The organism is uncultured Tateyamaria sp., from assembly GCF_947503705.1.
In the GTDB taxonomy this organism is placed as follows: domain Bacteria; phylum Pseudomonadota; class Alphaproteobacteria; order Rhodobacterales; family Rhodobacteraceae; genus Tateyamaria.
In genome coordinates this window covers 1-12,547 of sequence record NZ_CANNES010000006.1, presented here as the reverse complement: position 1 = coordinate 12,547, position 12,547 = coordinate 1, and the positions used below count along the sequence as shown (strand labels likewise).

Below are 12,547 nucleotides of genomic sequence, written 5' to 3'. Positions count from 1 at the left end.
AAATGCTCAAGACATCCGCAGTAGGCTCATCCAACATACGCAGGCGTATTAACCTTCTTGCCCAAAGGCGCCCGGTTTGGCACACTACCTGTGCTGCGCAATCTGCACGCGGAGCGCTGGACCGACCTGCTTGTCTAAAGTGTGTTTTGTTGCTGCCATGAGCCTTCACGATCCCAACAACCCCCGTCACGCGCGTATCTTTGACCTGTTGCGTCATGGTGATCCGTCTGTTGAGACCGACGTTGACGACATGATCGCGCCACCCGCAGCCAATCCGACCAACCACCAGGATGATGTCAAACAAGCGGCTTTGAGGTCCTTTTCCAGATCAGACGTCGTCGATGGCGCCCTTGAACCCGGTCGCAACCACAAACTTTTCTGAACTGTCAGAGCGTGAGGCAGGTGGTTTCACATTGGCCACTTTGGCAAAGCGCTGTTTGAGCAGTTTTTGCAAGCTGCCCTCGGCCCCGCCTGCAAGAACCTTGGCAACAAATGTGCCGCCCTCATCCAACACGTCAAAGGCAAAATAGGCCGCCGCCTCGCAAAGCGAGATGATGCGCAGGTGGTCGGTCTGTTTGTGACCGGAAGATGCCGCCGCCATATCCGACATCACCACATCGGCCTTGCCGCCCAGCCAAGCCTTGACTTGCTCATCAGCGCCGTCATCCATGAAATCCAGCTGGTGCAATTCACAACCTGCAATCGGCTCCATCTCTTGCAGGTCGATGCCGAGGATCGTGCCCACGGCCTTGCCCGACCGTTCGTTCAGGACGTTGCAGCGTTTGACAGCAACCTGACACCAGCCACCTGGGGCTGCGCCCAGATCGACAATCCGCGCACCCGGAACGAGAAAGCGAAACTTGTCGTCCAGTTCCATGATCTTGTAGGCGGCACGGCCCCGGTATCCTTCGGCGGTGGCGCGTTTGACATAGGGATCGTTGAGTTGCCGTTGCAACCAGCGGGTCGAGGACAGCTTGCGACCGCGCGCGGACTTTACCTTGACCTTGAGGTCACGTTGCCCACGGCCAGAGGTGTTCTTGCCACTTGGGGTCTTGCTTTTGCCGGTTGGGGTTTTGGCCACGAGGATCACCTGTCTGAGTTGCTGTTCAGGTAGCGTGTGGCGCGCCGATCATCAAGGACCCCGCCTGGATTGCGCCCTAAAGCGCGTCCGTATCCAGCACGCCATCCGCGCTCATCTGGGCGTAAAGCAGCCCCTCGCGCAGGCCACGGTCGGCCACAGACAGGCGGTTCGTGGGCCAGCAGCGCATCAGCGCTTGCAAGATCGCCGCCCCCGACATGATCAACGCATGACGGTCCGAGCCGATGCGCGGATCGGCACGGCGCCCGCCAGGCCCCATCGCCAGATAGGATCGGATCACCGTGTCGATCTGTTCGGACGTCATGCGCAGCCCATCCACCTTGGTCCGGTCATACCGCTTGAGGCCCAGATGGGAGGCCGCGACAGTTGTGACCGTGCCGGAGGTGCCCACGATCTGAAACCGCTCTGTCGGCTCGGTCGCATGATAGGGCGAGAAATCCGACAGGTTTTCCTCAAAGAACCAGCTCATCAGGGCAAAGCGCGCAGAATCGTCCTCAACGTCATTAAACTGTTCGCGCAATGTGGCGACACCCAACGGCACGCTGATCCAGTCCACGACACGGGCCTCGGGCACATCGGTCAATGCCTGTTTGAACCCCGAATGCAGTCGCATGATCGCCTGAGGGCGGTCATGTTTGGGCACATGGGCCAGATCAATCCACACCAGCTCGGTCGAGCCGCCGCCAATGTCAACCACCAACAAGTTTTCCGTTTTGGGGCTGACCAGCGGGGCGCAAGAAATGACGGCCAACCGCGCCTCTTCCTCTGGCTCGATGATATCGAGGCGCAGGCCGGTCTCGCGGTGCACCCTGTCGATGAAATCCTTGGCATTCAGCGCGCGGCGGCATGCCTCGGTCGCGACGAGGCGCATGCGCTTGACCTTGTGGCGCTTGAGTTTCTGCTGGCAGATGCGCAGCGCCTGTACTGTGCGCGCCATGGACCCGCGCGACAGCCGACCCGACCGTTCCAGCCCCATGCCCAACTGAACCGATTTGGAAAAACTGTCGACAACGTGAAATCCCGCGCCTCGCGGCTCGGCGATCAACATACGACAACTGTTCGTGCCGAGATCAAGCGCTGCGTATAACGCAGGCGACCCATCGGCACGTGGCACGGGCTGAGGTGCACGGCTCGCACCTCGCGTTGCTTGCGCGCCCGCACCATGGGGACGCTTTGGCGCCATATTCTGCGCCTTTCATATCGAGTTGTCGTGACGATATGTCTTAGGACACGATCCCGCAAGTGGCTTGGACGCCGTCAGGCTGCCACACGCTCCAGCGGATTTTCGAAAAACCGGGCCAGATGCGCATATTCAGCCGCCAGCCGCTGTTTCAGAACGCGGTGCGTTTCGGGCTTGAGGTCATCCAGGGTCAGTGGTCGATCGCTGGAATTGAAGTGCGGGACAACCACTTCGCGGCCCACATGCGCGCTGAGGTCGGCCGACAACGCATTGATTTCGTTGGTCTTGTACACTTTGGTATAAACATCAAACCGGCGCCCTGTGAACAAGGCCGTCGGCAGCGCGTGATGTTTGATGCTGGAGGATACCTCAACATATTCTTCGAGGTGCTGGAAAAAGAAATCAGGATCAGGATCGGCGGGCAGGTCAACCCGTCCCCGTTTGATCTTGCGGCAATTATAAAGCTCGCGCAGGCCGACGACACGGTTGGTATAGACGCCCAACAGGCGTTTCAGAGGGTCGCGCACAACCGTAAAACGGAAATAGTCATCCAGATGCATCCAGCGATGTTTACGAAAGCGTTGCGTCGCATAAAAGGCGTGCACCTCTTTTTGACCCATCTGGGTGGGGTCATCAACCGAGTGGGTCGGATCAAGTGCGGCAAGCGACGCCTTTACAGAAGAGCATGCCGCCTTGGGCACCGCCATATAGGCAATCTTGCTTGGGTCTACGCGAACAACCATGATTTCAGCCCTGAACCTGAGGATTTACGAATATTAATATTAGATTAACAACGTTGGTCCAAAGCCAACAGTCCGGTAAACGTTTTTGGCAGGCTGTTGCATAACCGACTCACGCCCGCGCCCCGCGTCGCAACAGTCACTGCTTTTGTCGAAATTGAGCCGTGTGGTGCGTTGATCGTGCCGTATTCAGGGCCAACTCTCACTGGAGGAATCACATGCCCGACGTCACCATCGTTTATTGGCGCGACATCCCGGCCCAAGTCATCGTAGGCAAAGGCCGCCGTGGCTCCAAACGCCAGCTCGAAGAGCGGTTTGAGCAAGCCATCGACCGCGCCGCGATGAAGGTGAATGCCAAGGATGCTGATGCCTACCTTGCAGAGTGGCGCAAGGCCGACCCCTACCCAGTCGAGGGCGATCCCGACGTGGTGGCCGAGGCGGAGGCCGTCCGTCTTGAAACCGAATATGACACGGCGCGCATCAAGGCGCTGATCGACAATGAGGGTTGGGCCTGACCGGCCCTGGACATCAAAACTACGGGTCCACTTGGACCGCATGGGAGTAACCGCAATGGCGTTGTTGAAATTCAAGAAAGACGATGGGCCCGTCGCGGGCACGCTCAGCGCCGAGGTTGAGGCCCTGTTGCAGAACTATTCCATCGAGGTGATGCCCCGCACCGCCGAGAAGGTTCCGGATTTCCGCGCCATCCTCCCCGAGGGCACCCGCGTCTATATCGCCCATATCGAGGGCACGCCGATCGAGGACATGGTTGCCACGGCCAAGCGCCTCAATGCCGATGGCTTTCCCGTCATGCCCCACTTTCCCGCCCGCATTATCAAGGATGCGGCAACCCTGACCGACTGGATAGCCCGCTATCAGGGCGAGGCGAATGTGGATCAGGCCTTGCTCTTGGCCGGCGGCGTGGACAAACCCCATGGCGACTTTGACAGCTCCATGCAGCTGATGGAAAGCGGGGCGTTCGACAAGGCGGGCTTCAAGCGTTTGCATGTGGCGGGCCACCCCGAGGGCAACAAGGATATTGATCCAAACGGTGGCATGGCCAATGTGGATGCGGCGCTGGCGTGGAAACAGGCGTTTTCGGAACGCACGGACGCCGACATGGCACTGGCCACCCAATTTGCGTTCGAGGCGGGCCCGATCATCACATGGGCCGACGCGATCAAGGCGGCAGGTATCGACTTGCCCATCCATATTGGTATCGCGGGTCCTGCCAAGTTGCAGACCATGATCAAGTTCGCTATTGCCTGCGGCGTGGGCCCTTCCCTGCGCGTGCTGCAACGTCGCGCCAAGGACGTCACCAAGCTGCTGATGCCCTTTGAACCCACGGACGTGATTTCTGAGCTGGCCGCCCACAAGGCCGCCAACCCTGATTTCAACATCACCAACGTCCATTTCTTTCCCCTGGGCGGGATCAAGACCAACGCCCACTGGGCCATCGAAAACGGCGGCGCCTCTGCCCGCCCAGCCAACGCCTGAAGGACTATTTGAATGGTACGCACCATCGTCGAATCCAAGACCAAGACCGCCATCATCGGCTTTGATCAGCCCTTTGCGGTCATCGGAGAGCGGATCAATCCAACCGGGCGCAAGATCCTGAACGAAGAATTGGAGCGCGGCGACTTCTCCCGGGTTGAGGCGGATGCCGTGGCCCAGGCGGCCGCTGGTGCCACCATTCTCGACATCAACTCCGGCGCGGTGTTCTCCAACAAGATGGCCGAAGACCCACGTTACGCCGACAACAACTTTGTCGAACCCACACTGATGCGCGAATTGGTCGAGCGGGTTCAGGCCGTGACCGACACGCCCCTTTGCATCGACAGCTCGGTGCCCGGTGCTCTGGAAAACGGCCTTGCTGCTGCCGAAGGGCGGCCTTTGTTGAACTCCGTCACAGGCGAAGAAGAACGCCTGGAACTGGTCCTGCCGCTGGTTAAGAAATACAACGTGCCCGTCGTGGCCATTTCTAACGACGACACCGGTATCTCCGAAGATCCCGATGTGCGTTTTGCCGTTGCCAAAAAGATCGTGGAACGGGCCGCTGATTTCGGCATTCCCGCCCATGATATCGTGGTCGACCCGCTTGTGATGCCCATCGGGGCCATGGGCACAGCCGGTTTGCAGGTCTTTACCCTGGTGCGTCGTTTGCGCGAAGAACTGGGCGTGAACACCACCTGCGGTGCTTCCAACATCTCCTTCGGCCTGCCCAACCGGCACGGCATCAACAACGCTTTCCTGCCCATGGCGATGGGTGCCGGGATGACTTCGGCAATCATGAACCCGGTTGCCCTGCCCGTCGGGCCGCTCAAGATTGCCGAAAAACGGGCCGAAATCGAAGCCGCTGGTATCATCCTGCCTGAGGGCATGGATGACGAGGCTTTTGTGCAGATGTTCGGCATGGGCTCGACCAAGCCCCGCGCGGGCAAGGAAATGGAAGCGATCCGCGCGGCCAACTTCCTCACCAACAATGACGAGGGTGGCGGCGCGTGGATTGCCTTCAACCGCCAGCCCCCCAAAGCAGGTGAAGAAGGGCGCGGTCGTGCGGGCCGCAGCGGCGGACGACGTCGGCGCGCCTGAACAGACCAATCGCGTTTGAATAGCCCGCGGCGTGTTGCGCTGCGGGCTATTTCTGTTTCAGAACAGAACCGTATCCGAATTTCATCAAAAAAGTCATTTGCCCGGTCTGAGGGTAACGCGGTCTTAACGGACCGTCCGCTAGAAGTTGCCTCGTTGTTTTTGTGATACGGAGGCCGTGATGCGACGTCAGATTTTTGAAACGGGTCAGGTGATCAATGGTTGAACCGATTGTATTGCCACCGCGGCTGGATCTGGCAGCGGTCGCAACTCTAACGCAAAGCATGGCGTCTCAGGTGCCAGGGGGTAAAGTTGTCTTGGACGGCAGCGAAATCACCCATTTGGGGGCCCTTTGCGCCCAATCGATCATAAGTGCTGCCCGGACCGTTCTGGATGCGGGCGGCAGCCTTGAGATCACCGGGCTGACCGAACGCGCAGTGCAGCAATTGTCCTGCATGGGACTGACCCCTGAAATGCTGGCGGAGGGTGCGCGATGACCCTTGAAGTTCTGGCCGTAGACGACAGCCGCACGATGCGCGACATGATCCGGCTCGCGCTTGAGCCTGCTGGGTTCACCGTCCACACCGCTGACGATGGCGTGCACGGCACCGAGGTACTGTCCGGTATTACACCGGACGTGATCATCACTGACATCAATATGCCCCGCATGGACGGGTTCGGCTTCATCGACGCGGTGCGCGATCAAAGCAGCCACCGTGCGACACCCATTCTGGTCCTGACCACCGAGGCGGCGCCCGAACTGAAAATGCGCGCCCGAAACGCGGGTGCCACCGGTTGGATCGTAAAACCCTTCGATCCGGCCAAGCTCGTCAAAGCCTTGCAAATGGTTGCAGGATAGGAGCATCTGATGACCTCCCCCGATCCGATGGCCGAGATCCGCGCGTCGTTTTTCATTGAATGCGAGGAACTGCTTGAAGCGATGCAAGACGAGCTACAGGTGATGGATGATGGCGCGGACGATACTGAAACCATCAACATCGTCTTTCGCGCGGTCCACTCGATCAAGGGGGGTGCCGGGGCGTTTGGCCTCGAACCGCTCGTGCGCTTCGCGCACCGTTACGAGACCGTGCTTGATCAGGTCCGCAGCGGGCATCTAACAGTCGAACCTGACCTGCTGAAACTATTCTTCCGTGCCGCTGACCATCTGTCGGACCTCGTGCGCGCCTGTCGCGATGAATTGGACATGCCTGATGCCGAAGGACAGGCAATTCTGACAGAGCTGAACAAACACGTCACCGAGGACGAAACAGAGGCAGACGAAGAAATCGACTTTCAACCGTTGGGATTGGCGCTGGATTTTGATCTGCCGGACCTCCCCGACTTGGATGCGACGCCAGACAATTCAAGCCCACAGTCGGGCTTTCGCATCACCTTCGCCCCTGAGCCTGAGATGTTCGAGACAGGCAATGACGCCGTCCCAATCCTGCGAGCGCTGTGTGACATGGGCGATTGCAAGGTCACTTGCCATACTGAAAAGATCCCGACCCTCGTCGAACTGGCGCCGGAAACTCCGTATTTGTGGTGGACCATCGACCTTCACACCCAAGCGCACAAAGACGAGGTCACGTCTGTCTTTGAGTTCGTTGAAGGGCTGTGCAGCCTTACTATTTCCTCTCTCAATGACGGTATGACCACCGGCGAAACGCTTCCTTCGCTTCTCGAGCTGGAAACACCTGCTCCTGATTCAGAACTTCTCCCGATCACCGAAGAACCCCTTGCCCCTCCCATAGTCGAGCGAAAGGTCAGCACCCCACCGCCAACTGCTGCGAAATCCGTTGTACGCGTTGATCTCGACCGGATCGAGCGTTTGGTCAACCTCGTTGGCGAACTCGTGATCAATCAGGCCATGTTGGCGCAAAGCCTCGAAAGCTCCGGTTTATCCCCACATTCCGATGCCATGAACGGCCTGGAGGAGTTTCAGCGGCTTACGCGTGACATTCAGGACAGCGTAATGATGATCCGGGCACAGCCGGTGAAATCCCTGTTTCAACGCATGTCACGCATCGTGCGCGAAGCGTCTGCGGCGGTTGGCAAAGACGTGCGCCTGATCACCGAAGGCGAGACGACCGAAGTCGACAAGACCGTGATCGAGCGATTGGCCGACCCACTGACACACATGATCCGCAATGCGGTCGATCACGGGTTGGAAAACACCCAAGACAGGGCTGCGGCCGGCAAACCCGCTGAAGGGCAAGTGCGCCTCACGGCAGCACATCGCTCAGGTCGTGTTATCATCGAAGTGAGCGATGATGGCGGGGGGATTGACCGGCCAAGCGTCATGCAAATCGCAATCGATAAAGGGCTGATTCCAGCCGACAGTGCACTTTCGGAATCCGAAATCGACAACCTTCTGTTTCTGCCCGGATTCTCGACCGCTGGTACAGTGTCCGATCTGTCCGGGCGCGGTGTGGGCATGGATGTGGTGCGCACCTCTATTCAATCGCTCGGCGGGCGGATTTCGATTTCCTCGAACAGGGGCGAGGGCACCACCTTTTCGATTTCGCTGCCATTGACGCTTGCGGTGTTGGACGGAATGGTTGTGAAAGTCGCCGACGAAACGCTTGTATTGCCCCTGAATGTTGTCGCGGAGACCCTCACCTTGAGCGCTGAAAACCTTGATGAAATCCAGCCCGGTTTCAATGTGGTGCGCGTGCGTGGGGGCTTTGTTCCGCTGTTCGATTTGGGTCTGCAACTGGGCTACCGTGAACGCCGAGACAGTTACGTGGACAGTGCCGCACTTTTGATTACGCAAGAGGACGGCACGCGTGCAGCCCTCATCGTGGACGAGATCCAAGACCAGAGACAGGTCGTCATCAAAGGTCTCGACGACGGGTTTTATCGGGCCCCGGGGATCGCCGCCGCAACGATTCTTGGCGACGGACAGATCGCGTTGATCCTGGATCCATCCGACATCATCGCGCAGGCAAGCACGGATATTATGCCCGCACCTGCCTTGCAAAAACAGGAAGCTTGAGATGAGTGACAAAAAGACTGCCACGCCCGTTGAACTGCTCACTTTTGAGTTGAGCGATCAGGAATATTCCCTCGACATCATGTGTGTTCGCGAAATTCGCGGGTGGACACGCGCCACCCCCCTGCCCCACGCGCCAAGCTACATGAAGGGTGTGATAAACCTGCGTGGCACCGTTTTGCCAGTGATGGATCTGGCCGAACGGCTTGGCCTGCCGGTGCGAGACAAAACGGAGCGGAACGTGATCATCGTTGTCAAACATGATGACATCATGACAGGTCTGTTGGTCGATGCGGTATCCGATATCATTGCGCTGACCGAAGAAGACTTGCAGCCACCACCGGACAGCACCTCGGGCCAAGGTCCGAGTGTGATCAAGTCACTGACGTTGATCGATGATCGCATGATCCGTGTGCTCGACCTCTCGCATATCGTGAACACTTTGCGCAGCGACGCGGCTTAATGTCTGCGGGCGCGACACAAGCCACGCTCGGCCTTGATACATTCAAGGATATTGCCGCGTTGGCCTATCGTGAAAGCGGTTTGCTGTTGGTGCCGGAGAAGCTGCTGATGGTCCAATCCCGCCTCAGGCACAGGCTTCGCGCTTTGCAGATACACGATTTTGACCAATATGCCTCGCTGGTATGTTCTGATCCGGGGCGCGATGAACTCCGCTTTATGATTTCCGCTCTCACCACAAACGTGTCACATTTTTTTCGCGAACCACACCATTTCGATCTGCTGACCGAGCATCTTTTGCCGATCTTCAGAAAGAAAATTGCCACCGGCCAACGCATCCGCATTTGGTCGGCAGGTTGTTCAAACGGTCAAGAACCCTATTCGATTGCAATGCACTTGTGTCGTACCGAGCCTGCTCTGGCACGCGCAGACTTTCGTATACTGGCCACCGACATCGATCCGAACGTCGTCGCGTTTGCAACACGCGGCACATATCCAGAACAGCAACTGACGGCAGTGTCAGAGGCCAACAAGTCCGGCTTTTTTGAACAGGCGCCAAACAACGCGGGATGCTTGACTGTGCAGGATTATCTCAAAAAAATCATTTCCTTCAGAGAATTGAACCTGCTTGGCGCGTGGCCGATGCGACAGACATTCGACGCGATTTTTTGCAGAAATGTGGTCATCTATTTTGATACAAAAACCCAAGAAAAGCTCTGGCCAAGATTCAAAGAAGCACTGGCACAAGATGGCATGTTTTTCCTCGGGCATTCAGAACGGATCAGCTCACCCGACAGCTTTGGATTTTCGACAATCGGGCCCACTGCTTACAAAGCAGACAAACAACTTTCCGCAATTCGGCATAATTAACGGGAGACGTCGCATGGCATTGCGCGATCAAATACGGATCATGGTCGTGGACGATATGTCCACAAGCCGCGGCTTGATCACTCAGGCACTGGACGGTTTGGGTGTGCGCCATGTGTCGACGGCCGAAGACGGGAACGACGCGCTGCAAACTCTTGCCAAGAGCCCCGTACACTTGGTCATCTCGGACTATAACATGCCGAACATGGACGGGTTGAAGCTTTTGCACCACTTGCGCAGTGCTGCCAAAACAAAAGGGATTGGATTTATTCTGATCACTGGCCGCGCCGAACAACAGATCATCGATTACGGCCGTAAACTGGGTATGAACAACTATCTCAAAAAACCATTCGAACCCGCAGATCTGCGAAAATGCATTGAAACCGTCGTGGGGCCGCTGTGACGGAACATCACGTTGATCCACTCACGCTTGATCGCGTTGCCACACATTTGGGTTCGCTTTCCGACGACGCGCTTTATATCGAACATATCGTGGCGCAATTGATCGCGCATCAGCGGGATTCCGTCACATCCACCTTCGTCCAGGACCTTCAGCGCCTCGACCACCTGTCCCAGTCTCTGCGAGACCTGTCGCGGCTGGTCCAAGCATTGACTGCTGACGGTCAGGATCGTGTACACCACCTTAACTCATTGAAGCTTTCTGCGACGCGCGATCTCTTGAACGACGCGCCAAAACAAGCAACTCAAGCTTCGGGTGTGGTTGATCTCTTCTAATTCGCAAACAGATTCCAAACCGCCAAATACGCCTCAACTTCAGAACAACTCAATCGCATTGCCTGTGGACAATGGCGCATGACTTTCCGCGTCCCGCAACCGTACATCCGTCAGTTTTTGCTGCGCCCGACCTGTGGTCGGCCAAAAACGCAAGTTGCGCGCCTGGCACCCCCCCAGGGATTCAGTCACCAATGGAATTCCTTCGGCCTCAAGATAGGCTTTGGTGAACGCAGCATTTTCCGCGCCGATATCTGACAAGCCAGAGATCATGCGGGCTCCACCAAAGACCTTTGCGCTCAGTCTGTCACGCCGTGCCCCCAGTTTGATCAACTCGTTGATCAACAATTCCATTGCATTGATGCCGGACAGGGTATGCGCAGATGCGCCTGCACTTGGCCGGGCCAACAACATATGGTTCATACCACCGACACCGGCCTCGCAATCCCAGAGACAGCAAGAAACGCAGGATCCAAGCAACGTCGAAATCACGAGCTCATGATCAGTACCCACCGCAAATTCGCCCTGGGTGATATGCAAACGGGTCTCTGTCAAAGCCCGCCCCCCATGTGGACAGGGGTTGCCACCAGTTTCATCAACAGCGGTCCAATTTCACCAATATCAACCTCGTGCTGGGCCGCGCCCAACCGCTGCGCCGCCCCCGGCATTCCGTAGACGACGCAGCTTTCTTGTGATTGCACAACCGTCTGGGCGCCGTTTTGCAACAGTGTTTGCATGCCCCGAGCTCCGTCCGTTCCCAACCCGGTCAAAAGTGCAGCGGCGACATATCTCGCCCAAGGGGCGGCCGAGGAAAACAGAACATCGACCGAAGGGCAGAACATATGTTCGGGCTGTTGTTCTACATGTTGGATGCGCCATGCATTGCTGTGCCAGGCAATACAGGTTTGCATCGCTTGCGAAGGAGCAATCCGAACCTCGCCCGGGTTCAGAACATCACCATCCTGCGCAAAGTCCACGTTTCGGCCCGAAAGCCGGTTCAATCGCTCAACAAAGCTGACCAGAAAGGCATGCGGCATATGTTGTGCGATGACGATTGGCGGCGCATCCTGAGGTGTTTGGGACAGCAAAGCCTCAATCGCAGCCACGCCACCTGTTGACGCGCCGATCAGGATGACTTTGCTGTTGGCTGCGGTGCGCGGTGCCAGCGACGACGTTTTTTGTGCGCCGGTGGTACCTCGCACTGCGGCGACAATCTGATCGCACAAATGCTGAACCGCGGTTGGCGTTGGAAAGACAGGTTTCTTGACGCACGCAACCGCACCTATCTGTTTGGCTTTGGCAACAAAAGACAGGTTTTTGTCAAACCTGGAGGACAGCATGACCACCGGCATGGGACGCAACCGCATAATATGCGACAGAAACTCCAAACCATTCATACCGGGCATTTCAATGTCCAGCGTCAGGACATCCGGCTGTGTCGCCTTTATGACCGCACGCGCCTCTTCAGCGGTTCCCGCCATGCCGACAACTTGAAGCCTGGCATCGCGGTTCAGGACACTGTCCAGCCAACGCCGCATGGTTAGCGAGTCGTCGACAATCACAGCCCGCAAGGGGCGATCTTTGGGGATTGCTGATGTGATCACCCTGCATCAACGCATATTTGAGCCAAAAACGAAGGACACACATGCCACATAAACCACATTGAAATGCGGATCAGTCAAATCTTTAAAATCGTTTCGCGTGCTGTATACGCCGCGCGCTTGCCTGCTCCAAATCATTGCCTATGGCTGCCCATACCAGTGTCGGTTCAGGCACCATAGGCTCAAAGTTGTGAAGGTTGGCTTAAGCTACCCCCCTGGTTTTTTTTATTTTTTATTTTGTGACTGCGTTCATGAATCTGTGTTTGATGACGACGGGGTCCATTGTTA

The 12,547-nt window shown here is 57.3% G+C and carries 15 protein-coding genes; 10 read left to right on the top strand and 5 right to left on the bottom strand.

Going from position 1 to position 12,547, the window contains the following annotated elements:
• Window positions 1-328 precede the first annotated feature (328 nt).
• From Q1A44_RS13950 to Q1A44_RS13940, 3 genes are all read right to left on the bottom strand, one after another.
• Entirely contained in the window at window positions 329-1,081 is a 753-nt protein-coding gene (locus Q1A44_RS13950; protein ID WP_299626229.1) for an RlmE family RNA methyltransferase, read from the bottom strand.
• Window positions 1,082-1,157: 76 nt separating this feature from the next.
• Complete coding sequence (locus tag Q1A44_RS13945) at window positions 1,158-2,282, bottom strand: Ppx/GppA phosphatase family protein (RefSeq protein WP_299626227.1); 1,125 nt, start codon at window positions 2,280-2,282, stop codon at window positions 1,158-1,160.
• Between the two features lie 74 nt (window positions 2,283-2,356).
• Window positions 2,357-3,022 carry a sulfotransferase family 2 domain-containing protein gene (locus Q1A44_RS13940; RefSeq protein ID WP_299626223.1) on the bottom strand — a complete coding sequence of 222 codons (666 nt, stop codon included), beginning with the start codon at window positions 3,020-3,022 and terminating at the stop codon, window positions 2,357-2,359.
• Between the two features lie 215 nt (window positions 3,023-3,237).
• On the opposite strand from Q1A44_RS13940, the gene Q1A44_RS13935 reads away from it, so the two are divergent.
• The 10 genes from Q1A44_RS13935 (at window position 3,238) to Q1A44_RS13890 (ending at window position 10,661) form a co-directional block, all read left to right on the top strand.
• Window positions 3,238-3,534: a virulence factor gene (locus Q1A44_RS13935; RefSeq protein ID WP_299626220.1), complete on the top strand. Its 297-nt coding sequence runs from the start codon at window positions 3,238-3,240 to the stop codon at window positions 3,532-3,534.
• A gap of 55 nt (window positions 3,535-3,589) precedes the next feature.
• Entirely contained in the window at window positions 3,590-4,516 is a 927-nt protein-coding gene (locus tag Q1A44_RS13930; protein WP_299626217.1) for a methylenetetrahydrofolate reductase, read from the top strand.
• 12 nt (window positions 4,517-4,528) lie between these two features.
• Window positions 4,529-5,611: a dihydropteroate synthase gene (locus Q1A44_RS13925; protein WP_299626214.1), complete on the top strand. Its 1,083-nt coding sequence runs from the start codon at window positions 4,529-4,531 to the stop codon at window positions 5,609-5,611.
• Window positions 5,612-5,826: 215 nt separating this feature from the next.
• Window positions 5,827-6,105 (top strand): STAS domain-containing protein, encoded by a 279-nt coding sequence (locus Q1A44_RS13920; protein ID WP_299626211.1) that lies wholly within the window; start codon window positions 5,827-5,829, stop codon window positions 6,103-6,105.
• Entirely contained in the window at window positions 6,102-6,467 is a 366-nt protein-coding gene (locus Q1A44_RS13915) for a response regulator (RefSeq protein ID WP_299626208.1), read from the top strand. The genes Q1A44_RS13920 and Q1A44_RS13915 overlap by 4 nt, the downstream gene beginning before the upstream one ends.
• Before the next feature lie 9 nt (window positions 6,468-6,476).
• Window positions 6,477-8,603 carry a chemotaxis protein CheA gene (locus Q1A44_RS13910; protein ID WP_299626205.1) on the top strand — a complete coding sequence of 709 codons (2,127 nt, stop codon included), beginning with the start codon at window positions 6,477-6,479 and terminating at the stop codon, window positions 8,601-8,603.
• A 1-nt stretch (window position 8,604) separates the two neighbouring features.
• A complete protein-coding gene (locus tag Q1A44_RS13905; RefSeq protein WP_299626202.1) occupies window positions 8,605-9,063 on the top strand; it encodes a chemotaxis protein CheW in 459 nt (152 codons plus the stop codon).
• Entirely contained in the window at window positions 9,063-9,929 is an 867-nt protein-coding gene (locus tag Q1A44_RS13900) for a CheR family methyltransferase (RefSeq protein ID WP_299626199.1), read from the top strand. Before Q1A44_RS13905 ends, Q1A44_RS13900 begins: the two co-directional genes overlap by 1 nt.
• A 13-nt stretch (window positions 9,930-9,942) precedes the next feature.
• Window positions 9,943-10,329, top strand: coding sequence for a response regulator (locus tag Q1A44_RS13895; protein ID WP_299626196.1), 387 nt, complete (start codon window positions 9,943-9,945; stop codon window positions 10,327-10,329).
• Entirely contained in the window at window positions 10,326-10,661 is a 336-nt protein-coding gene (locus Q1A44_RS13890) for a hypothetical protein (protein WP_299626193.1), read from the top strand. The genes Q1A44_RS13895 and Q1A44_RS13890 overlap by 4 nt, the downstream gene beginning before the upstream one ends.
• Window positions 10,662-10,700: 39 nt before the next feature.
• On the opposite strand, the gene Q1A44_RS13885 is transcribed toward Q1A44_RS13890, so the two are convergent.
• A complete protein-coding gene (locus Q1A44_RS13885; RefSeq protein WP_299626190.1) occupies window positions 10,701-11,081 on the bottom strand; it encodes a chemotaxis protein CheD in 381 nt (126 codons plus the stop codon).
• 128 nt (window positions 11,082-11,209) lie between these two features.
• Window positions 11,210-12,262 carry a chemotaxis-specific protein-glutamate methyltransferase CheB gene (gene cheB, locus Q1A44_RS13880; RefSeq protein WP_299626187.1) on the bottom strand — a complete coding sequence of 351 codons (1,053 nt, stop codon included), beginning with the start codon at window positions 12,260-12,262 and terminating at the stop codon, window positions 11,210-11,212.
• Window positions 12,263-12,547: the final 285 nt, after the last annotated feature.